The organism is Citrobacter sp. Cpo030, assembly GCF_030333005.1.
GTDB lineage: Bacteria > Pseudomonadota > Gammaproteobacteria > Enterobacterales > Enterobacteriaceae > Citrobacter > Citrobacter portucalensis.
In genome coordinates this window covers 24370-47956 of sequence record NZ_JAOWGT010000048.1, presented here as the reverse complement: position 1 = coordinate 47956, position 23587 = coordinate 24370, and the positions used below count along the sequence as shown (strand labels likewise).

Below are 23587 nucleotides of genomic sequence, written 5' to 3'. Positions count from 1 at the left end.
AATTTACGTTTATTCGATCTGTTTTCAGGCTCCTTACTTGGGCAAAATGCCAGCAAATGTTAAATCACGGCATTAAATGTTGCGCAAATGAGATGTTTCCTGGTGTTTATCCCGATTTTTGCTAAGCGCGCCGGAATGGCGCAATCCCTGCAATACTTAAATCAGTATCATGTGATACGCGAGCTCCGGGAGCATATTTTGAACAGGTTACCTTCCAGCGCATCGGCCCTGGCCTGCAGCGCACACGCACTGAATCTCATCGAAAAGCGCACGCTTGATCATGAGGAAATGAAATCATTGAACAAAGAGGTGATTGAGTACTTCAAGGAGCATGTCAATCCGGGGTTCTTAGAGTATCGAAAATCTGTAACTGCAGGCGGGGATTACGGAGCCGTAGAGTGGCAAGCGGGAAGCCTGAATACGCTTGTCGACACCCAGGGGCAAGAGTTCGTCGATTGCCTGGGTGGTTTTGGAATTTTCAACGTGGGGCACCGTAATCCAGTCGTGGTTTCCGCCGTACAGAATCAACTCGCGAAACAACCTCTGCACAGCCAGGAGTTACTTGACCCTCTTCGGGCTATGCTGGCAAAAACTCTCGCCGCACTGGCGCCCGGTAAACTGAAATACAGTTTTTTCTGTAACAGCGGGACCGAGTCGGTTGAAGCCGCCCTGAAGCTGGCGAAAGCGTATCAATCGCCGCGCGGTAAATTTACGTTTATTGCCACCAGCGGCGCATTCCACGGTAAATCACTGGGCGCGCTGTCTGCCACGGCTAAATCTACCTTCCGTAAACCCTTTATGCCGCTGCTGCCGGGCTTCCGTCATGTGCCGTTTGGCGATATTAACGCGATGCGCACCATGCTCAGCGAGTGTAAAAAGACCGGTGACGATGTCGCAGCTGTGATCCTCGAACCCATCCAGGGTGAAGGTGGGGTGATCCTGCCGCCGCAAGGTTATTTGACTGCCGTTCGTAAACTTTGCGATGAGTTTGGCGCGCTGATGATCCTTGACGAAGTGCAAACCGGCATGGGGCGTACCGGCAAAATGTTCGCCTGCGAACACGAAAACGTGCAGCCCGACATTATGTGTCTGGCCAAAGCGTTGGGCGGCGGTGTGATGCCCATTGGCGCGACCATTGCCACCGAAGAGGTGTTCTCCGTCCTGTTCGACAATCCTTTCCTGCATACCACCACCTTTGGCGGCAACCCGCTCGCTTGTGCAGCTGCGCTGGCCACCATTAACGTCCTGCTGGAGCAAAATTTACCGGCTCAGGCGGAGCAGAAAGGCGATATGTTGCTGGATGGTTTCCGCCAGCTTGCGCGGGAATACCCAGACCTGGTGCATGATGTACGCGGTAAGGGCATGCTGATGGCGATTGAGTTTGTCGATAATGAAATCGGCTACAACTTTGCCAGTGAGATGTTCCGCCAGCGGGTGCTGGTTGCCGGCACGCTTAACAATGCAAAGACGATCCGCATCGAACCGCCGTTGACGTTAACGATCGAGCAATGCGATCTGGTATTGCGATCGACGCGCAAAGCCCTGGCAGCATTACGGGTGAGCGTGGAGCAAATGTAACAACCTTACCCGGCCTATAAAAGACAATCTTTTGTAGGCCGGATAAGGCGTAGCCGCCATCCGGCAATTAGCCTGACTTAAACAATCCGCACACCAGCAGGCATAAGGCGTTCTGGCGTCAACAGTACGCTTTCACTGCCATCGTCGGTTTCCGCGCACAGCAGCATGCACTCTGATGTCTCACCGCGCATTTTGGCCTTTTGCAGATTACACAGCACCACCACCGTTTTGCCCATCAGCTCCTCTTCTCTGTAGTAAGGCACCAGGCTGGTTACGGTTTGCAGCGTACGCTCTCCCACATCTACCTGTACGATATACAGCTTATCGGCATTGTCATGGCGCTTTACCTGTGCGATTTTTCCAACACGTATTTCCATTCGGGCAAAATCAGCAAATGCGACGGTATCCATTATTTTCTCCTTTGGTAAAATTTTACTAAATATTAGCAAAATATTTTCCGAGCATTGTTCTCAAAAGCGGGAAAATGACGTACTCATCACACTCTGAAAGCCCAGTTTTACCCCGAGCATGTCAATTAATCATGCTTTTTTTACTGAAAACAGATGAATAGATAAGCACTTCATTTACAATGCGCAGGTAACTCAGGGAAAAGGCAAACATGGCAACACTTAAAGACATCGCAATCGAAGCTGGCGTGTCCCTGGCGACAGTGTCCCGGGTTTTAAACGATGACCCCACGCTGAATGTAAAAGAAGAGACTAAGCATCGCATTCTGGAGATCGCGGAAAAGCTGGAGTACAAAACCAGCAGCGCCCGAAAGAACCAGACCAGCGCGCTCGGCCCCCAGCATATTCTGGCGCTCTACAGCTATCAGCAAGATTTGGAAATCAACGATCCTTACTACCTCGCGATCCGCCATGGGATTGAAACCCAGTGTGAGAAACTCGGGATCGAACTGACCAACTGCTATGAACACAGCGGTCTGCCGGAGAGCAAACACATTACCGGCATTCTTATTGTAGGTAAGCCTTCTCCCGCTCTGCGCGAGGCGGCAACAGCACTTACCGACAATATCTGCTTTATCGATTTCCATGAATCCGGCAGCGAATATGACGCCGTCGATATCGATCTGGCCCGCATCAGCAAAGAGAGCATCGACTTCTTCATTGCCCAGGGCGTCACCCGCATTGGCTTCATCGGTGGCGAAGACCAGCCAGGCAAGGCCGATATCCGCGAAGCCGCGTTTGTCGAATACGGTCGTCTGCAGCAGGTCGTTTCTGAACAGGACATCTATCGCGGCGGTTTCTCCAGTTCATCAGGCTATGAACTGGCTAAAGAAATGCTGGCGAAACCCGACTATCCCAGCGCCCTGTTTGTGGCTTCAGACTCGATTGCCATTGGCGTTCTGCGCGCCATCCACGAGCGCGGTCTGAATATTCCGCAGGATATTTCGCTGATTAGCGTTAATGATATCCCAACGGCGCGTTTCACCTTTCCTCCGCTTTCCACCGTTCGCATCCATTCGGAAATGATGGGCAGTCAGGGCGTCAACCTGCTGTTCGAAAAAGCCCGTGACGGGCGTGCGCTCCCCCTGCTGGTTTTTGTTCCCAGCAAGCTGAAACTGCGCGGCACCACCCGCTGAAATCCCCCGTTAACCCGCCCGGTTTCTTCTGATGCCGGGCGCGCATTGTCATGCATTCTTTTCCGCGTCCGAATTATTTTCGTGATCCAGTTAAAGTAAATCACTTCACTCGCTATATTTTAGTAAAACTTTTACTAAAATCACCATCAATTACACTTACCCACCATTACAATGAATGGTTCCGATTTTTCTCCACCGGGAGGCCTTATGAATCGCTGGGAAAACATTCAGCTCACCCACGAAAATCGACTGGCGCCACGCGCATATTTTTTCTCTTACGACTCCGTTGCGCAGGCTCGCTCGTTTGCCCGCGAAACCAGCAGCCTCTTTCAGCTGCTAAGCGGTCAGTGGAATTTTCAGTTCTTTGAGCATCCGCTGCAGGTGCCGGAAGCCTTTACGTCGCAGTTTATGAGTGACTGGGGTAGCATCACCGTCCCCGGCATGTGGCAGATGGAAGGACACGGCAAGCTGCAGTATACCGACGAAGGTTTTCCTTTCCCGATTGATGTCCCCTACGTTCCGACCAATAACCCCACCGGGGCCTATCAGCGTATTTTCACCCTCAGCGAAGGCTGGCAGGGCAAACAGACGCTGATTAAGTTTGATGGCGTAGAAACCTACTTCGAAGTTTACGTGAATGGTCAATACGTTGGCTTCAGCAAAGGCAGCCGCCTGACGGCCGAATTTGATATCAGCGCGGTGGTGAAGACCGGTGATAACCTGCTGTGCGTTCGCGTAATGCAATGGGCTGATTCCACCTACGTTGAAGACCAGGATATGTGGTGGTCGGCGGGAATTTTCCGCGACGTCTATCTGGTCGGCAAACAGGCGACCCACATTCAGGATTTTACCGTTCGCACCGAGTTCGATGATGACTATCGCGACGCCACCCTCTCCTGCGACATTGCGCTGGAAAACCTGGCCTCCACGCCAGCGATAGCGTCGCTCGAATACACCTTGTTTGACGGTGAGAAGGCGCTGCATAGCGGTGTGATTAACACTCTGAAGGTGGATAAACAAACGCAGACCGCTTTTCATTTCAAGGTTAGCGCGCCGCAGCAGTGGTCGGCGGAATCGCCGTATCTCTACCATCTGGTGATGACACTGAAAGATGCCAGCGGCAACATCCTTGAGGTCGTGCCACAGCGCGTTGGATTTCGCGATATCAAAGTTCGCGACGGTCTGTTTTACATCAATAACCGCTACGTGATGCTGCATGGTGTTAACCGCCACGATAACGATCATCTTAAGGGCCGCGCGGTCGGTATGGATCGCGTTGAAAAAGATCTGCTGTTAATGAAGCAGCACAACATCAACTCCGTACGCACCGCCCATTACCCGAACGATCCGCGCTTCTATGAATTGTGCGATATCTACGGCCTGTTCGTGATGGCCGAAACAGACGTTGAATCTCACGGCTTCGCCAATATCGGCGATATCAGTCGGATCACCGACGATCCACTGTGGGAAAATGTCTACGTTGAGCGCATCGTGCGCCACGTCCATGCGCAGAAAAACCACCCTTCGATCATCATCTGGTCGCTCGGTAACGAATCCGGATACGGCTGTAACATCCGCGCCATGTATCACGCTGCAAAAGCGCTGGATGACACGCGTCTGATCCATTACGAAGAAGATCGTGACGCCGAAGTGGTGGATATCATCTCCACCATGTACACCCGCGTGCCGCTGATGAATGAGTTTGGTGAATATCCGCATCCTAAGCCGCGCATCATCTGCGAGTATGCGCACGCCATGGGCAACGGTCCCGGCGGGCTAACGGAATATCAGAACGTCTTCTATCAGCATGATTGCATCCAGGGGCACTATGTATGGGAGTGGTGCGATCACGGGATTCAGGCTAAAGATGACGACGGCAACGTCTGGTACAAATATGGCGGCGACTACGGCGACTATCCGAACAACTACAACTTCTGCCTTGATGGCCTGATTTATTCCGATCAAACCCCAGGACCGGGACTGAAAGAGTACAAGCAGGTAATTGCGCCGGTGAAAGTGTGCGCACAGGATCTGGCCCGCGGCGAGCTACGGGTAGAAAACAAACTCTGGTTCACCACGCTTGACGACTACACCTTGCATATTGAGGTTCGCGCCGAAGGAGATACGCTCTCTGTTCAGCAGATAAAACTGCGCGACGTTCCTCCCAACAGCGACGCGCTGCTGCAATGCGCACTGCCGGAGCTGGATGCGCGCGAAGCGTTCCTTAACGTCACCGTGACGAAAGATTCCCGAACGTCATACAGCGAAGCCGGGCATCACATCGCGACTTATCAGTTCCCGCTGAAGGCCAGAACGGCGGCTGCCGTACCGTTTAGCCTGCAAAACGCCAACCCTCTGACGCTGGAAGACAGCCGCCAGAGCTGCACCGTTCGCGGTTATAACTTCCATCTGACCTTCTCAAAGCTGACAGGTAAACCGATCGCCTGGAACGTCAATGGCGAAGAGCTGATTACCCGCGAGCCGAAGATTAATTTCTTCAAACCGACCATTGATAACCACAAGCAAGAGTTCGAAGGCCTCTGGCAGCCGAATCATTTACAGATTATGCAGGAGCATCTGCGCGAGTTTACCCTTGAGCAAACCGATGATGCGCTGCTGATAACCAGCCAGACCATTATCGCCCCGCCGGTATTCGATTTCGGTATGCGCTGCACTTATCGCTGGCGCATTGCCGCGGACGGTCAGCTGAATGTGGAACTTTCTGGCCAGCCTTACGGCGAGTACCGGGACATTATTCCGTGCATCGGTTTCACGATGGGCATCAACGGTGATTTGGGCCAGGTGGCGTATTACGGACGTGGCCCCGGTGAAAACTATGCCGATAGCCAGCAGGCCAACATCATCGACATCTGGCGCAGCAGCGTGGATGAGATGTTCGAAAATTATCCGTTCCCGCAAAACAACGGCAATCGTCAGGACGTGCGCTGGGCAACGCTAACTAACCGCCACGGCAACGGCCTGCTGGTGGTCCCGCAGCGCCCTGTCAACCTGAGCGCCTGGCGCTATACGCAGGAAAATATCTTTGCCGCACAGCACTGCAACGCGCTGCAACGTAGCGATGACATCACCCTGAATCTGGATCACCAGTTGTTGGGCTTAGGTTCCAACTCGTGGGGAAGTGAAGTACTCGATTCCTGGCGCGTCTGGTTTACGTCATTCAGCTACGGCTTCACGTTGTTGCCGGTTTCCGGCAGCGAATCTGGCGCTCAAACCACCGCCAACCGCGCCTTTGGCACCGGGTTCTTTTCCACGAATATGCACAGCGAGAATACAAAATGAGGATCATCGACAACTTAGAGCAGTTCCAGCAACGCTATGCTTCAGGTCGGAAATGGCAACGCTGCGTCGAGGCTATTGAAAATATTGACAATATTCAGCCAGGCGTCGCCCACTCTATCGGTGATTCCCTGAGCTACCGCGTGGAGACAGACTCCGCGACCGATGCGCTGTTTACCGGTCATCGTCGTTATTTTGAGATCCATTACTACCTGCAAGGGCAGCAAAAAATAGAGTATGCCGCCAAAGAGGATCTCCAGGTGGTTGAATATTATCGCGATGAAACCGATCGCGAATATCTGAAAGGTTGTGGAAAAACCGTCGAAGTGCACGAAGGACAAATGGTTATTTGTGACAACCATGAAGCCTATCGTTTTATTTGTAATAACGCAGTGAAAAAAGTCGTACTCAAAGTCACCATCGAAGATGGTTATTTTCATAATAAATAAAAACACAGGCGGCGCCGACGTTGCGCCGCCAGTACCCTATAATAATCAGGAATCGGAGATGTGCTATGTCTGATACCAAACGTAATACCATCGGCAAGTTCGGCTTACTTTCACTCACCTTTGCCGCGGTTTATAGTTTTAATAACGTAATCAACAATAATATTGAACTTGGTCTGGCATCCGCACCGATGTTTTTCCTCGCGACGATTTTCTACTTTATTCCGTTTTGCTTAATCATCGCTGAATTTGTTTCGCTGAATAAAAACTCCGAAGCCGGTGTCTACGCATGGGTAAAAAGTTCGCTGGGTGGGCGTTGGGCATTTATTACTGCCTACACCTACTGGTTCGTTAACCTGTTCTTTTTTACCTCGCTTTTGCCCCGCGTTATTGCCTACGCCTCATATGCTTTTTTAGGCTACGAATACATTCTGACGCCGTTCGCAACCACCGTGTTAAGTATGGTGCTGTTTGCCTTCTCCACCTGGGTTTCGACCAATGGTGCAAAAATGTTAGGGCCGATTACCTCGGTCACCTCCACGTTGATGCTGCTGCTGACGCTGTCCTGTATTTTACTGGCAGGTACGGCGCTGGTTGGCGGCGTACAGCCTGCTGACCCTATCACCGTAGACGCAATGATCCCGAATTTTAACTGGGCCTTCCTCGGTATCACCACCTGGATTTTTATGGCGGCAGGCGGCGCGGAGTCGGTGGCGGTGTACGTCAACGACGTCAAGGGCGGCTCCAAATCGTTCGTGAAGGTCATTATCATTGCCGGAATTTTTATCGGCGTGCTCTATTCCATCTCCTCGGTGTTGATTAACGTATTCGTCAGCAGCAAAGAGCTGAAGTTTACCGGTGGTTCGGTGCAGGTATTCCACGGCCTGGCGGCATATTTCGGCCTGCCGGAGCTGGTCGTTAACCGCTTTGTCGGCCTGGTATCCTTTACCGCGATGTTCGGCTCCCTGCTGATGTGGACCGCAACGCCGGTGAAGATCTTCTTCTCTGAAATTCCGGCGGGTATTTTCGGTAAAAAAACCGTCGAACTGAATGAAAACGGCGTCCCGGCCCGTGCAGCATGGATCCAGTTCCTGATCGTTATCCCGCTGATGATTATCCCGACGCTCGGCTCCAATACCGTGCAGGATTTAATGAACACCATCATCAACATGACCGCCGCCGCCTCGATGCTGCCGCCGCTGTTTATTATGCTGGCTTACCTGAATCTGCGTGCAAAACTGGACCACTTACCGCGCGACTTCCGTATGGGTTCGCAAAAGACCGGCATTGTTGTGGTGTCGATGCTGATCGTTCTTTTCACCATCGGATTTATTGCCTCTACCTTCCCAACCGGCGGCAATATCATGACCATTATTTTCTATAACGTCGGTGGGATTGTTATTTTCCTCGGTTTTGCCTGGTGGAAATACAGTAAATATATCAAAGGGCTAACCAAAGAAGAAAAAGCTATTGAGGCGGCCCCTGCTTCAGATATCAATTAATGACTAAAACATAATAACAATAAACAATATTCGCCAAGGCTATAACAATAAAAATTAAATTTTATTTGCTTAGGATCGAAGCATGAAAAACATTAGCCATTGTTGCAGGGCAATTATTGCCCTGCCCTTTTTCTGCGTCTCCTCTCTGGGTGCAGAAGAAGTTCGCCCTGCAGAACACGACGACACGAAAACGCCAGAAATATCTTCCCCCTCATTTCGCTTTTATGGCGAATTGGGCATAGGGGGATATATGGATTTAGAAGGACAAGACAAACATAAATACAGTGATGGTACCTATATAGAAGGTGGCCTGGAGATAAAACACGGTTCGTGGTTTGGTCTGATCTACGGCGAGGGCTGGACCGTACAAGCGGACCATCAGGGCAATGCCTGGGTTCCTGACCATAGCTGGGGCGGATTCGAGGGCGGGCTCAACCGCTTTTACGGCGGTTATCGTACCAATGACGGAACGGAGCTGATGCTCAGCCTGCGCCAGGACTCTTCGCTGGATGACCTGCAATGGTGGGGGGATTTCACTCCAGACCTGGGCTACGTCATTCCCAACACTCGCGACATCATGACCGCCATTAAGGTGCAAAACCTGACCGGTCCTTTGCGCTACAGCGTGACAGCAACGCCCGCCGGACACCACGACGAGAGCAAAGCCTGGCTGCACTTTGGTAAATACGATCGCTACGACGATAAATATACCTATCCGGCCATGATGAACGGCTACATCCAGTACGACCTGACCGAAGGCGTAACCTGGATGAACGGCCTGGAGATAACGGATGGCACCGGACAACTATTCCTGACCGGCATCCTCTCGCCCAACTTCGCCGCCCGCGCCTGGCACCACACGGGCCGCGCCGACGGACTGGATGTGTCCGGCACCGAAACCGGCTATATGGTCAGCGCGATGTATGAAGCGCTAAAAGGCGTTTACCTCTCCACAGCTTATAGCTACGCCAAACACCGACCGGATAGCTATGAGGACGAAACCACTTCCTTTATGCAGTTCGGTATCTGGTATGAATACGGCGGCGGCCGTTTCGCTACTGCCTTCGACAGTCGGTTCTATATGCAGAATGCATCCGGCGACCCGAGCGACCAAATCTTCCTGATGCAATATTTCTATTGGTAACAAGGACCGGAATACCATGAACATGAAACCTATTCTTACGCCGCTGGCCTGTATCCTGCTGATGAACTTCTCCGCACATGCCGCCAGTGCTAACGACTTTAAAAACATCATTAATCGCACCGGTGCGCCGGGCTACATGCATGACTACGATCACGACGACCATCAGCGCTTTAATCCATTTTTCGATCTTGGCGCCTGGCACGGTCATTTGCTCCCGGACGGCCCTGCAACGATGGGCGGCTTTCCTGGCGTGGCGTTGCTGACCGAAGAGTACATCAATTTTATGGCCAATAATTTTGACCGTCTGACGGTGTACCAGCACGGTAAAAAGGTCGATTTCGCGCTTGAGGCCTACGGCATTCCCGGCGCGCTGGTGCAAAAGCTGTCATCTAAGCATGTGCAAATAGAGATGACGCTGCGTTTTGCCAGCCCGCGCACCTCGCTGCTGGAAACCAAAATCACCAGCAACACGCCGCTGGATCTGGTGTGGGACGGCGAGCTGCTGGAGAAACTGGAAGCCAAAGAGGGAAAAGCGCTGTCGGATAAAACCATTGATAGCGAATTCCCTGGCTATCAGCGCAAAATCACCGCCACGCACGACGGTCTGAAAGTCACCTTCGGCAAAGTGCGCTCAACCTGGGATCTGCTCACCTCCGGTGAGTCGGAGTATCAGGTGCATAAATCTGTCGCTATGAAAACCACGGTTAACGGTCATCGCTTTACGGGGAAGGCCCATATCAGCGGTTCGACAACCATTTACACCACCTATTCTCATCTGCTTACCGCCGAGGATGTGGCGAAAGAGCAGCTGCAGATCCGCGATATTCTGGCGCGCCCGGCCTGGTATCTTGCTGCATCACAAAAGCGCTGGGCAGATTATCTGCAAAAAGGCTTAACTAACCCGGATGCCACAACGGAACAAACCCGGGTCGCGGTAAAAGCTATTGAAACGCTAAACGGCAACTGGCGCTCGCCAGGCGGTGCGGTAAAACACAATACCGTGACGCCATCGGTCACCGGCCGCTGGTTCTCCGGCAACCAAACCTGGCCGTGGGACACCTGGAAGCAGGCCTTCGCTATGGCGCACTTTAACCCGGAGATCGCCAAAGAGAATATTCGCGCCGTCTTTTCATGGCAGGTTAAACCCGGTGATCCGGTTCGCCCGCAGGATGCCGGATTCATTCCCGACCTGATTGCCTGGAATCTCAGCCCGGAACGCGGCGGCGACGGCGGTAACTGGAACGAGCGCAACACCAAACCCAGCCTGGCAGCCTGGTCGGTGATGGAGGTCTACAACGTCACCAAAGACAAGGCCTGGCTCGAAGAGATGTATCCAAAGCTGGTTGCGTATCACGACTGGTGGCTGCGTAACCGCGATCATAATGGCAACGGCGTGCCGGAATACGGCGCTACCCGCGATAAAGCCCACAATACCGACCGCGGCGAAATGTTGTTTACGGTGAAAAAAGGCGACACGGAAGAAACGCTCTCCGGGCTGAACAATTACGCCACCGTGATCGATAAGGGTCAGTATGACAGCCTTGAGATCCCGGCGCAGGTTGCCGCCTCGTGGGAGTCCGGTCGTGACGATGCGGCTGTATTTGGTTTTATCGATAAAGATCAACTGGATAAATACGTCGCGGGCGGTGGAAAACGCAGCGACTGGGTGGTGAAATTTGCCGAAAATCGCAGTAAAGACGGTAATTTGCTGGGTTACTCGCTGTTGCAGGAGTCAGTCGATCAGGCCAGCTACATGTACAGCGACAACCATTATCTGGCGCAGATGGCGACCCTGCTCGGTAAACACGAAGAGGCGCAGCGCTATCGCCAACTGGCGCAAAACCTCGCAGATTACATCAACACCTGCATGTTCGACCCGGAAACAAAATTCTTTTACGACGTTCGTATTGAGGAGCAACCGCTGGCAAACGGCTGCGCGGGTAAACCGATCGTCGAACGTGGCAAAGGACCGGAAGGCTGGTCGCCGCTGTTTAACGGTGCAGCAACGCAGCCCCATGCGGACGCGGTGGTTAAGGTGATGCTCGACCCCAAAGAGTTCAACACCTTTGTCCCGCTTGGCACGGCGGCGCTGACCAACCCGGCTTTCGGCGCGGATATCTACTGGCGCGGGCGCGTCTGGGTGGATCAGTTCTGGTTCGGGCTAAAAGGGATGGAGCGTTACGGCTATCGCGATGACGCGTTAAAACTGGCGGATACCTTCTTCAGCCACGCCAAAGGCCTCACCGCCGACGGTCCGATTCAGGAAAACTATAACCCGCTGACCGGCGCACAGCAGGGCGCACCGAATTTCTCCTGGAGCGCGGCGCATCTCTATATGCTGTATAACGATTTTCTTAAAAAACAGTAATCTGTGACATAACGCCGGATGGCGCTTCGCTTATCCGGCCTACAAAGACACATTTTCACCGGCCGGATTAGGTGCTTGCACTGCCATCCGGCATATTCGTCCTCTGGCTCCACTCCTTTTTTGAATCCCATCACAATCACGGCATTCCTCTTTTCCCTTTTACGCGGCGACGGCTAAATTATTAACTCATCCGACCACATAACAATAATTTTACATACTGGACACCTTTATGAGCTATCCGTCGCTGTTCGCTCCGCTCGATTTAGGCTTCACCACGCTTAAAAACCGCGTGCTGATGGGTTCAATGCATACCGGACTGGAGGAATATCCCGATGGTGCAGAACGGCTGGCCGCGTTCTACGCCGAGCGCGCCCGTCACGGCGTAGCGTTAATTGTGAGCGGAGGTATTGCGCCTGCGCTTTCCGGCGTGGGAATGGAAGGCGGTGCGATGCTGAACGACACCAGCCAGCTTGCTCACCATCGCGTCATTACCGATGCTGTGCATGATGAAGGCGGCAAAATCGCCCTGCAAATCCTGCACACCGGGCGTTACAGCTACCAGCCGCATCTGGTGGCGCCTTCTGCTATTCAGGCACCCATTAACCGCTTTACGCCACATGAATTAACGCACGATGAAGTGCTGCAGTTGATTGAAGATTTTGCCCACTGCGCACAGCTGGCGCGGGAAGCGGGCTACGATGGCGTGGAAGTGATGGGGTCGGAAGGGTATCTCATCAACGAATTCCTGACGCTGCGTACCAACCAGCGCGATGACCAATGGGGCGGTGAGTATGCCAACCGCATGCGTTTTGCCGTTGAGGTGGTGCGAGCGGTACGCCAGCGTGCCGGGAATGACTTTATTATTATCTTCCGCCTGTCGATGCTCGATCTGGTGGAAAATGGCGGAACCTTCGACGAAACCGTCCAGCTGGCGCAGGCTATAGAAGCCGCCGGGGCCACCATTATTAACACCGGTATTGGCTGGCATGAGGCGCGTATTCCCACTATCGCTACCCCAGTACCGCGCGGTGCGTTTAGTTGGGTGACGCGTAAGCTGAAAGGGCATGTGACAATCCCACTGGTCACCACCAACCGCATTAACGATCCCCAGGTCGCCGATGACATTCTGGCCCGTGGCGATGCCGATATGGTGTCGATGGCCCGTCCGTTCCTCGCGGATGCCGAACTGCTGTCAAAAGCGCAAAACGGACGAACGGATGAGATCAACACCTGTATCGGCTGTAACCAGGCCTGTCTGGATCAGATCTTCGTCGGCAAAGTCACCTCTTGCCTGGTCAATCCGCGCGCCTGCCATGAAACCAAAATGCCGATTGTTGCGGCAGCTGTGCCAAAGAACCTGGCGGTTGTCGGTGCGGGTCCTGCGGGCCTCGCCTTCGCCATTAATGCCGCAGCGCGCGGGCATCACGTGACGCTGTTTGACGCACATGGCGAGATTGGCGGGCAGTTTAATATCGCCAAACAGATCCCCGGAAAAGAAGAATTCTATGAAACCCTGCGCTACTACCGTCGGATGATCGACGTGACTGGCGTGACCCTGAAGCTGAATCACTTTGTCAGCGCACACGATCTGCACACCTTCGACGAAGTGATCCTCGCCAGTGGGATCGAGCCTCGTATGCCACCGATCGAGGGGATCGATCATCCAAAAGTACTGAGCTATCTCGACGTTCTGCGCGATAAAACGCCAGTGGGTAAACGCGTGGCGATCGTGGGCAGCGGCGGGATCGGTTTTGATACCGCAATGTATCTGAGTCAGCCCGGCGAACCCACCAGCCAAAACATAGCGGAGTTCTGCGTGGAATGGGGGATCGACACCAGCCTGCAACAGCCAGGCGGCTTACGCCCGGAAGGTCCGCACTTATCCCGCAGCCCGCGCCAGATAGTGATGCTGCAGCGAAAAGCCAGCAAACCGGGACAAGGTTTAGGTAAAACGACGGGCTGGATCCATCGCGCCACCCTGCTCTCACGCGGCGTGAAAATGATCCCGGCAGTCAGCTATCAGAAGATTGATGATGATGGGTTACACGTTGTGTTGAACGGTGAACCGGTGATCTTTAACGTGGATAACGTGGTGATTTGCGCCGGACAAGAGCCGCGCCGTGAACTGGTCGATCCGCTGCACGCGGCAGGTAAAACGGTGCATCTGATCGGCGGTTGCGATGTGGCGATGGAACTGGATGCCCGACGCGCTATTGCGCAGGGCACCAGGCTGGCACTGGAAATTTAACGTCATGTCCTTCGTAGGCCGGATAAGGCGTTAGCCGCCATCCGGCACTCTGCACCGATTTGCCTGATGGCGCGCAGCTTTCAGGCCTACAGAATCAGGCAGATTTATACTGTAGGCCGGATAAGGCGTTAGCCGCATCCGGCACCCGCTATTACCGACGACGACCGGTTTTAACCGCCTTCAGCACCACGAATTTATTATTGGTGGCGATGGTTTCGCAGTTGCCGAAAATCTTCTTCAGCTTGTGGAAGTAGTCGAGGTGACGGTTAGCCACAATGTACAGCTCGCCGTTGATTTTCAGGCAGCGGCGGGCGTGGTGGAACATTTCCCAGGCAATGTTATCCGTCAGCGCATGCTTCTGATGGAACGGTGGGTTGCACAGCACGGCGTTAAAGCGGAAAGGTTCGACGCCAGACAGCGCGTTGTTAATCATAAACTCGCAGCGATCCAGCGCTTCAGGCATGTTGCTTTCCACGTTCAAACGGCTTGAAGCCACCGCCATCGGCGATTCATCAACAAATACCACGCTGGCTTCCGGGTTCTTCGCCAGCAGCGTCATACCGATAACACCGTTACCGCAGCCGAGATCAACAATCTCCCCTTCGAGGTTTTCCGGCAGATGCTCGATAAAAAAGCGCGCGCCGATATCCAGTCCGGTACGGGAGAAGACGTTGGCGTGGTTATGGATAGTCCAGTCGGTGCCTTCCAGCTTCCAGCTGAGCGTCTGCGAGGCAGCGGCCAGCTCCGGTTTGCTGAACGTACAGTTGATCAATCGGGCTTTTTTCCACGCCAGCGTAGTGGTGGTTGGACCCAGCACTTTTTCAAACAGTTCCAGCGTCGAGGTATGTACATCACGCGCTTTTGCCCCGGCGATGATGCGCGTTTCTGGCGTTACCACTTCGCGCAGCGCACGCAGTTGCTGCTCCAGCAGCGCCATGGTTTTTGGCAGCTTAATCAGCACCACGCCCGGCGCCTGCGGATAGTCAGCGGTACTGTCGAGGAACTTGACGCTCGACTCGGCAATGTCGTTGTGACGCAGGTTCTCGCGTGTGGCAAGCTCGCTGAGATAGGAATCGCCGATGCTGTACGGCGTATGTTCCGCCAGCGCACAGCCCAGCGCGCCGAAGGTATCATTCAGGATCAGCACCGGGCCGCTAATCTCGGTATCGTCCAGCTGTTGCAGCAGATATTCATCTGCAGCTTCCCACGCCAGCAGCGGGTTAACGTCATCCGTTTCCGGGAAACGTTTAAGTGACAGCGAACGGAAACCGTTGTCTATGTGGCTCATCGGCCCTCCTGAATGGTAAAATTTCGGCGTATCCCTGAAAAGGGTGCGTGAGTATACACTTTTATGATTTGCGTGGACATGAATGAACCAACTAACTTACCTCCAGGGCTACCCGGAACATTTGCTTTCTCAAGTGAGAACGCTGATTGCTGAGCAGCGCCTGGGCGCTGTGCTGGAGAAGCGCTATCCGGGTACGCATGACTTCGCGACCGACAAAGCGCTCTGGCAATATACCCAGGATCTGAAAAATCAGTTTCTGCGTAACGCCCCGCCGCTAAATAAAGTCATGTATGACAGCAAGATCCACGTTCTGAAGAATGCGTTGGGGCTGCATACCGCCGTTTCTCGCGTGCAGGGCGGTAAGCTCAAAGCCAAAGCGGAGATCCGCGTCGCCACCGTGTTTCGCAATGCCCCCGAACCCTTTTTGCGTATGATCGTCGTTCATGAACTGGCGCATCTGAAGGAAAAAGAGCACGACAAAGCGTTTTACCAGCTGTGCTGTCATATGGAGCCTCAGTATCACCAACTGGAGTTCGATACCCGCCTGTGGTTAACGCAACAATCGTTAAAGCAAACTGCGTAGTCGCGCACTGGCTTTGTCTTCAGGGCATGCTAAATTGACGAAAGAATCCCTTTTCGCAGCCTGAAGGCCTTTATGATACGTTTCGCAGTAATTGGCACAAACTGGATCACCCGCCAGTTTGTCGATGCCGCCCATGAAACCGGCAAATATAAGTTAACCGCAGTCTATTCTCGTAGCCTTGAGCAGGCGCAGACCTTCGCCAACGATTACCCAGTCGAACATCTGTTTACCTCGCTGGAAGCGATGGCGCAAAGCGAGGCGATCGACGCCGTCTACATCGCCAGTCCAAACTCTTTGCATTTCCCGCAGACTGAGCTGTTTTTGCGGCACAAAAAGCATGTTATTTGCGAAAAGCCGCTGGCCTCCAACCTGGCGCAAGCCGAAGCCGCTATCGCCTGCGCGCGTCAAAATCAGGTCGTGCTGTTTGAAGCGTTTAAAACCGCCTACCTGCCTAACTTCCTGCTGTTACAGCAATCGCTCCCAAAAGTTGGAAAAATCAGGAAAGCGTTTATCAATTACTGCCAGTACTCCTCGCGCTATCAGCGCTATCTGGACGGTGAAAACCCGAACACGTTTAATCCGGCGTTCTCCAATGGCTCGATTATGGATATCGGTTTTTACTGCCTGGCCTCAGCGGTTGCGCTGTGGGGCGAACCGCAGAGCGTTCAGGCCAGCGCCAGCCTGCTAGAAAGCGGCGTGGATGCCCACGGCGTGGTGGTGCTGAATTACGGTGATTTCAGCGTTACGCTCCAGCACTCAAAAGTAAGTGACTCGGTATTAGCCAGTGAAATTCAGGGCGAATCGGGATCGCTGGTCATCGAGCATATCTCCGAATGCCAAAAGGTGTGCTTCGTGCCACGCGGGGGAAAAACGCAGGATCTGACGACGCCTCAACACATCAATACTATGCTGTATGAGGCAGAGGCTTTTGCCCATTTGGTTGAATCCGGCGAAGTGGATCACCCGGCACTGGCCGTCAGCCGTACCACCGCCAAACTGCAAACGGAGATTCGCCGCCAGACCGGCGTGGTTTTCCCGGCAGACGAAGCGGAAACATCGCTGACTGCGTAAAGGTGTGTAAAACGAATGTTGCAGGCCATTGACTGAATGCATGGCCTGTAATATTTTGTAACCCGCAAAGGGGAGTAACTTCGTTGTCGGTTGATCGTCATTACGATGTGTGAAAAACCACATCCGGTCGCCGGGCGATAACAAAGGAATACGCCACCGTATTCCTTTGTTGTTGTAAGTGAGACCTTGCCGAATGGCAAGGTCTATGCATAAAAAGCAGCGGCTAATGCCATTCGGCGTTGGCCGTTTTTTTTATGCATGGGGAAATACAATGAATACTGTCGGCACACCGTTGTTATGGGGTGGCTTCGCTGTCGTAGTGGTAATTATGCTGGCCATCGACCTGCTGTTGCAGGGTCGTCGTGGCGCACATACGATGTCAATGAAGCAGGCTGCGGCCTGGTCAATCGTCTGGGTAACTCTGTCGTTACTGTTTAACGCCGCCTTCTGGTGGTACCTGGCAGAAACCCAGGGGCGCGCCGTTGCCGACCCACAGGCGCTGGCGTTCCTTACCGGCTATTTGATCGAAAAATCACTGGCAGTAGATAACGTCTTTGTCTGGTTGATGCTCTTCAGCTACTTCTCCGTGCCGCCTGCGTTGCAGCGTCGGGTACTGGTGTATGGCGTGCTGGGTGCGATTGTGCTGCGTACGATCATGATCTTCGCGGGCAGCTGGCTTATCACCCAGTTTGAGTGGCTGTTGTACGTGTTCGGCGCGTTCCTGCTGTTTACCGGCGTGAAGATGGCGCTGGCGAAAGAAGATGCCTCCGGTATTGGCGACAGACCGTTAGTACGCTGGCTGCGCGGTCATTTGCGCATGACCGATACCATCGAAGATGAAAAATTCTTTGTGCGTAAAAACGGCCTACTGTTTGTTACGCCGCTGATGCTGGTGTTGATTCTGGTTGAGTTGAGCGATGTGATTTTTGCCGTCGACAGTATTCCGGCTATCTTTGCCGTGACCACCGACCCGTTCATCGTGCTGACCTCGAACCTGTTTGCTATTTTGGGTCTGCGAGCGATGTACTTCCTGCTGGCGGGCGTGGCGGAGCGTTTCTCCATGCTGAAGTACGGCTTGTCGGTCATTCTGGTGTTTATCGGTATTAAGATGCTGATCGTCGATTTCTACCATATCCCGATCGCTATCTCGTTAGGCGTGGTATTTGGCATTCTGTTTGTGACGCTGATTGTTAACGCGTGGGTCAACCACCAGCACGATAAAAAGCAGCAAATACAGTAAGTTTCATCTGCTAGCTGAAAAGCCCGACAGCACACTGCGTGCGTCGGGCTTTTTGTTTATCATGTCAAAATAATGTTAAGTTAAAGTTATAAAATATGATCTCAACGCGGAATCCAGGATATTTCGCTTCCAGAACCCCGTTCTTTCCTTATACTCAGCCATGCAAACATTTGCCCCATCCAGAAAGATGCGTCAACAGAACGCACAAAGGTAAGGCAACAACACAATGAAAGGATCACGACATGACTACGCAACGTTCATCGGGGCTGTTCTCGCGTTTGGCGCAAGGGAGCCTGGTTAAACAAATTTTGATCGGTTTGGTACTGGGGATTTTACTGGCACTGGTGTCAAAACCTGCGGCTGAAGCCGCTGGTTTGCTGGGTACGCTGTTCGTCGGCGCATTAAAAGCCGTCGCGCCAATTCTGGTTCTGATGCTGGTGATGGCTTCTATCGCCAACCACCAGCACGGGCAAAAAACCAATATCCGCCCTATTCTGTTCCTCTACCTGCTCGGAACATTTTCAGCGGCATTAACCGCCGTTGTCTTCAGCTTTGCTTTCCCATCAACACTGCATCTTTCCAGCAGCGCGGGGGATATCGTACCGCCGTCCGGGATTGTTGAAGTGATGCGCAGCCTGCTGATGAGCATGGTTTCTAACCCAGTTGATGCCCTGCTTAACGCTAACTATATCGGTATTCTGGTATGGGCCGTTGGTCTGGGCTTTGCACTGCGCCACGGTAATGAAACGACCAAAAATCTGGTCAATGATATGTCCAACGCCGTCACCTTTATGGTGAAACTGGTGATTCGTTTCGCACCAATCGGTATCTTTGGTCTGGTCTCCTCCACGCTGGCAACCACCGGTTTCGCAACGCTTTGGGGCTACGCCCAACTGCTGACCGTACTGGTAGGCTGTATGCTGCTGGTGGCATTTGTGGTCAACCCGCTGCTGGTCTTCTGGAAAATTCGCCGTAACCCGTACCCGCTGGTGCTGGCCTGTCTGCGTGAAAGTGGCGTGTATGCCTTCTTTACCCGCAGTTCGGCGGCAAATATTCCGGTGAACATGGCACTGTGTGAGAAGCTGAATCTGGATCGTGATACCTATTCGGTGTCTATTCCGCTGGGAGCCACCATCAATATGGCGGGCGCGGCGATCACCATTACCGTACTGACGCTGGCGGCGGTGAATACGCTGGGTATTCCGGTCGATTTACCGACAGCGCTGTTACTCAGCGTGGTGGCTTCGCTGTGTGCCTGTGGTGCATCGGGCGTGGCGGGCGGTTCTCTGCTGCTGATCCCGCTGGCGTGCAACATGTTCGGTATCCCGAATGACATCGCCATGCAGGTTGTTGCCGTTGGCTTTATCATCGGCGTATTGCAGGACTCATGTGAAACGGCGTTGAACTCTTCTACAGACGTCCTGTTTACCGCTGCAGCCTGCCAGGCAGAAGACGAGCGTCTGGCAAATAACGCCCTGCGCGGCTAATCCCTACGCCCCTCCGTCATCGGGCGGAGGGGTTCTCTTCTTGTGCGCTTTTTTCAATTTTGAACGGATCAATTCCGCGTTTTTGCATCCGCCGGAAACGAATAATGTTCAGGCCGTTCATTACCAGAAAACTCCCTTCGATCATCGTCCCACCAATCGACCCTAGCCAGAAATTATGGATAACCCAACAGGCGGTTGCGCACCACATGACGCAGCGCACGGTTAACCCTTTGCAGCGAAACAGCGCCCAGGTGCTGGCCAGCGTGCCAATTATTGGCAATAGCTCCATCGCATGCTGTAATTTCGCCAGCCCGAGAACCAGGGTGAGGACAATAAAAACGGTCATTACCCACAGTTTGCGGGTATGCATTGAGACAAGTGTGCGGATGGTGTTGAGTTCTGCGCTCATTCCCGCAGGCCAGGCACCCATCAGGAAAAAATGCACGCCGATGGTGGCGCTATAGACAGCGAGTTGCAGCCGGAACCGGCGCTCATCGCGATTGAAAAAGGTGGTAATACCGATCAGAAAGGCGATGACACCTACGCCCTGGGCCAGCCAATACGCGGTCATGCAAGCAACCCCAATTCTATCTCGTAGGCCGGATAAGGCGAGTTCGCCACCATCCGGCAACGGTTTGTGCCTGATGGCGCTGCGCTTATCAGGCCTACGGTTTGCGCAGACCTGCATGCAGGTACCATCAGGTATTTACTACAACGTTACGCCGCTTTTAAATATCGCTAACTCTCTAAAATCATTCCGCTCGTTGCAGGTTTGCTTGCCGTTGGCGAACTCGACGATGGTATCGACAAATTCTTCCAGCAACTGAGGCATCGCTTTACCATGGATCAACTGTCCAGCGTCAAAATCGATCCAGTGCTTTTTCTTCGCCGCCAGCTCGCTGTTGGTGGCAATTTTCACCGTCGGCACAAAACCACCGTAAGGTGTACCGCGACCGGTACTGAACAGCACCATATGACAGCCCGCGCCCGCCAGGGCACTGGTCGCCACCGCATCGTTACCCGGTGCGCTCAGCAGGTTCAGACCATGCGTCTTCAGGCGTTCGCCGTAGCGCAGTACGTCCACCACCTGGCTGGAGCCTGCTTTTTGCGTGCAGCCGAGAGATTTATCTTCCAGCGTGGTGATACCGCCCGCTTTGTTGCCCGGCGATGGGTTCTCGTAGATCGGCTGGTCGTGAGCAATGAAGTACTGCTTGAAGTCATTGACCATGGTGACCAGCTTGCCAAACGTTTCTTCATCGCGGCAGTGGTCCATCAGCAGCTGCTCGGCGCCGAACATTTCCGGTACTTCGGTCAGTACGGTGGTGCCGCCGTTAGCAATCACGTAGTCAGAAAAACGCCCCAGCATCGGGTTGGCGGTAATACCGGACAGGCCGTCAGAGCCGCCGCATTCCAGACCAAACTTCAGCTCGCCCAGCTTACCCGGTTCACGCTTATCGTTACGCATCACGTTGTACAACTGGTGAAGATGTTCAATCCCCGCTTCCACTTCGTCTTCCTGATGTTGGCAGACCATGAAGTGAACGCGCTCAGGATCGTACTCGCCTAAGGTTTCGCGGAAGGCATCAACCTGGTTGTTTTCACAACCAAGGCCAACCACCAGCACCGCACCCGCATTCGGGTGACGCACCATGTTTTGCAGCATGGTGCGGGTGTTAATGTGGTCGTCGCCGAGCTGTGAACAGCCGTAGGTGTGGCTGAAGAGATGCACGCCGTCGATTCCTTCGGCGTCGTTAGTCTCTTTCAGAAAACGGTTCTGCATCTGGCGCGCCATGGCGTTAACACAGCCTACCGTCGGTAGGATCCACAGTTCGTTGCGCACGCCAACATCGCCGTTGGCACGACGGTAGATCTGCACATCGCGATCCGCCGGTTGTGCAACTTCCGCCTGAAAATCAGGGTGGTAGCTATACGTGTCCAGGTCGCTCAGATTGGTGCGCGTGTTGTGAGCATGAATATGCTCACCCGCCGCAACGTCCACCAGCGTATGGCCAATTGGCAAACCGTATTTAATGACGTTTTCGCCTTTCGCAATATCACGTAAAGCGAATTTATGGCCACGAGAGACCGCCTGACGCAGGGTTACCGCCTGCCCATCAACGGTGACTTCGGTTCCTTCAGCCAAATCAGCGAGCGCTACCGCGACGTTATCCAGCGCATGGATCTTGATGTATTGCATACCTTCACCCGGGCCTTAGTTCAGTTCAATGGCGAAGTAATCACGCGCATTGTTAAAGCAAATATTTCTGACCATTTCACCCAGCAACTGGATATCTGCCGGTGCTTCACCTGCAGCAACCCAACGGCCAATCATCTGGCACAGAATGCGACGGAAGTATTCATGGCGCGTGTATGACAAGAAGCTACGGCTATCGGTCAGCATGCCGACGAAACGGCTCAGCAGGCCGAGCTGGGCCAGCTGCGTCATCTGACGTTCCATCCCGTCTTTCTGATCGTTGAACCACCAGCCGGAACCGAACTGCATCTTGCCCGGCATACCTTCGCCCTGGAAGTTGCCGATCATGGTGCCCAGCACTTCGTTATCACGCGGGTTCAGGCAGTAGAGAATGGTTTTCGGCAGCAGGTTCTGTTCGTTCTGCTTGCTCAGCAGTTTGGACAGTTCTTCAGCCATCGGACGGTCATTGATGGAGTCGAAGCCAACATCCGCGCCCAACAGTTTGAACTGACGCAGGTTGTTATTACGCAGCGCACCGATGTGGTACTGCTGTACCCATTCGCGACGAGCATATTCCGCACCAAGGAACACCAGCACGGCGGTTTTAAACTGGGCAACTTCATGCTCACTCAGGGTTTCACCCGCCAGGCGACGCGCCAGAATGCTATCCAGTTCAGATTCGTTAGATTCGGCAAACAGCACCACGTCCAGCGCGTGGTCAGAAACCTTACAGCCGTGAGCCGCGAAGTGATCCAGACGTTTGGTCAGTGCAGCTTGCAGATCGCTGAAGCGGCGGATATCCGTGTCAGACACTTCACCGAGCTTCGCCATGTAGTCATTAAAGGTCGCCAGCTCAATGTTAAAGGCTTTATCCGGACGCCAGCTCGGCAGCACTTTCACATCAAAGGTACCGTCTTTAGCAACGGCCGCATGATGCTCCAGAGAGTCGATCGGGTCATCGGTAGTGCCGACCATTTTCACATTCATCTGCTGCATGATGCCGCGCGCGGAGAATTTATCCTGCGCCAGCAGCTCGTTGCATTGGTTCCAGATTTCATCAGCAGTCGCAGGAGAAAGCAGCTTACCTGTAATACCAAACGGGCGACGTAATTCGAGGTGGGTCCAGTGGTACAGCGGGTTACCGATAGTGTGCGGAACCGTAGCGGCCCATGCGTCAAACTTCTCGCGATCGGACGCATCGCCGGTACACAAGCGCTCAGCGACGCCATTGGTACGCATCGCACGCCATTTGTAGTGATCACCCTTCAGCCAGATGTCATACAGGTTACTAAAACGGTAGTTTTCAGCGATTTGTTGCGGTGGTAAATGGCAGTGGTAATCGAAGATCGGCTGGTCTTTGGCGTAATCATGGTACAGACGGCGGGCAAATTCGGTGTCCAGCAGGAAATCTTCAGTCATAAACGGGGTCATTATCGTCTTCCTCTCAACGAGTGCGTCAGATTGCTTATGTTTTGATGTTGACAAAGTTATCACACCAATTTCCATACACTGAAGATATTTTCGTGAGTTAGATCAAC

Annotated in this window: 17 protein-coding genes; 12 read left to right on the top strand and 5 right to left on the bottom strand. The window is 53.4% G+C overall.

What is annotated here, in order from left to right:
* Window positions 1-198 precede the first annotated feature (198 nt).
* On the top strand, window positions 199-1578 hold the full coding sequence (gene ygjG, locus OGY37_RS06270; protein WP_057067552.1) for a putrescine aminotransferase: 1380 nt from the start codon (window positions 199-201) through the stop codon (window positions 1576-1578).
* A 77-nt stretch (window positions 1579-1655) separates the two neighbouring features.
* Here the strand turns inward: ygjG and OGY37_RS06265 are convergent, their stop codons facing one another.
* Complete coding sequence (locus OGY37_RS06265; protein ID WP_003828529.1) at window positions 1656-1988, bottom strand: tRNA-binding protein; 333 nt, start codon at window positions 1986-1988, stop codon at window positions 1656-1658.
* Between the two features lie 209 nt (window positions 1989-2197).
* Between OGY37_RS06265 and ebgR the strand changes: the two genes are divergently transcribed.
* From ebgR to OGY37_RS06230, 7 genes are all read left to right on the top strand, one after another.
* On the top strand, window positions 2198-3181 hold the full coding sequence (ebgR, locus tag OGY37_RS06260; RefSeq protein WP_032945068.1) for a transcriptional regulator EbgR: 984 nt from the start codon (window positions 2198-2200) through the stop codon (window positions 3179-3181).
* 207 nt (window positions 3182-3388) lie between these two features.
* Entirely contained in the window at window positions 3389-6481 is a 3093-nt protein-coding gene (gene ebgA / locus OGY37_RS06255; protein WP_286620359.1) for a beta-galactosidase subunit alpha, read from the top strand.
* On the top strand, window positions 6478-6927 hold the full coding sequence (locus OGY37_RS06250; RefSeq protein ID WP_003828536.1) for a beta-galactosidase subunit beta: 450 nt from the start codon (window positions 6478-6480) through the stop codon (window positions 6925-6927). Before ebgA ends, OGY37_RS06250 begins: the two co-directional genes overlap by 4 nt.
* A gap of 65 nt (window positions 6928-6992) precedes the next feature.
* On the top strand, window positions 6993-8426 hold the full coding sequence (locus OGY37_RS06245; protein ID WP_286620356.1) for an amino acid permease: 1434 nt from the start codon (window positions 6993-6995) through the stop codon (window positions 8424-8426).
* An 82-nt stretch (window positions 8427-8508) separates the two neighbouring features.
* Window positions 8509-9570: a protein YgjJ gene (ygjJ, locus tag OGY37_RS06240; protein ID WP_126317361.1), complete on the top strand. Its 1062-nt coding sequence runs from the start codon at window positions 8509-8511 to the stop codon at window positions 9568-9570.
* Between the two features lie 16 nt (window positions 9571-9586).
* Window positions 9587-11938, top strand: coding sequence for an alpha-glucosidase (ygjK, locus tag OGY37_RS06235; protein ID WP_286620354.1), 2352 nt, complete (start codon window positions 9587-9589; stop codon window positions 11936-11938).
* A gap of 229 nt (window positions 11939-12167) precedes the next feature.
* Window positions 12168-14186, top strand: a complete 2019-nt coding sequence (locus OGY37_RS06230) for an oxidoreductase (protein WP_286620352.1) — start codon at window positions 12168-12170, stop codon at window positions 14184-14186.
* Between the two features lie 151 nt (window positions 14187-14337).
* Here OGY37_RS06230 and rlmG read toward each other — a convergent pair whose 3' ends face one another.
* Window positions 14338-15474, bottom strand: a complete 1137-nt coding sequence (gene rlmG / locus OGY37_RS06225; protein WP_003828544.1) for a 23S rRNA (guanine(1835)-N(2))-methyltransferase RlmG — start codon at window positions 15472-15474, stop codon at window positions 14338-14340.
* A gap of 82 nt (window positions 15475-15556) precedes the next feature.
* Here rlmG and OGY37_RS06220 point away from each other — a divergent pair, with 82 nt between their 5' ends.
* The 4 genes from OGY37_RS06220 (at window position 15557) to sstT (ending at window position 19855) form a co-directional block, all read left to right on the top strand.
* A complete protein-coding gene (locus OGY37_RS06220; protein WP_016154609.1) occupies window positions 15557-16057 on the top strand; it encodes a M48 metallopeptidase family protein in 501 nt (166 codons plus the stop codon).
* 72 nt (window positions 16058-16129) lie between these two features.
* Window positions 16130-17128: a Gfo/Idh/MocA family protein gene (locus tag OGY37_RS06215; RefSeq protein ID WP_286620351.1), complete on the top strand. Its 999-nt coding sequence runs from the start codon at window positions 16130-16132 to the stop codon at window positions 17126-17128.
* Between the two features lie 271 nt (window positions 17129-17399).
* Window positions 17400-18368: a TerC family protein gene (locus OGY37_RS06210; protein WP_003828551.1), complete on the top strand. Its 969-nt coding sequence runs from the start codon at window positions 17400-17402 to the stop codon at window positions 18366-18368.
* 242 nt (window positions 18369-18610) lie between these two features.
* Window positions 18611-19855, top strand: coding sequence for a serine/threonine transporter SstT (gene sstT, locus OGY37_RS06205; RefSeq protein ID WP_148361434.1), 1245 nt, complete (start codon window positions 18611-18613; stop codon window positions 19853-19855).
* A 16-nt stretch (window positions 19856-19871) separates the two neighbouring features.
* Here the strand turns inward: sstT and OGY37_RS06200 are convergent, their stop codons facing one another.
* The 3 genes from OGY37_RS06200 to uxaC all read right to left on the bottom strand — a co-directional run bounded on the left by OGY37_RS06200 (window position 19872) and on the right by uxaC (window position 23480).
* Window positions 19872-20426: a YgjV family protein gene (locus OGY37_RS06200; protein ID WP_063941813.1), complete on the bottom strand. Its 555-nt coding sequence runs from the start codon at window positions 20424-20426 to the stop codon at window positions 19872-19874.
* A 138-nt stretch (window positions 20427-20564) separates the two neighbouring features.
* Entirely contained in the window at window positions 20565-22052 is a 1488-nt protein-coding gene (locus OGY37_RS06195; protein WP_032945078.1) for a UxaA family hydrolase, read from the bottom strand.
* Between the two features lie 15 nt (window positions 22053-22067).
* Window positions 22068-23480, bottom strand: a complete 1413-nt coding sequence (uxaC, locus tag OGY37_RS06190) for a glucuronate isomerase (protein ID WP_003828556.1) — start codon at window positions 23478-23480, stop codon at window positions 22068-22070.
* Window positions 23481-23587 lie beyond the last annotated feature (107 nt).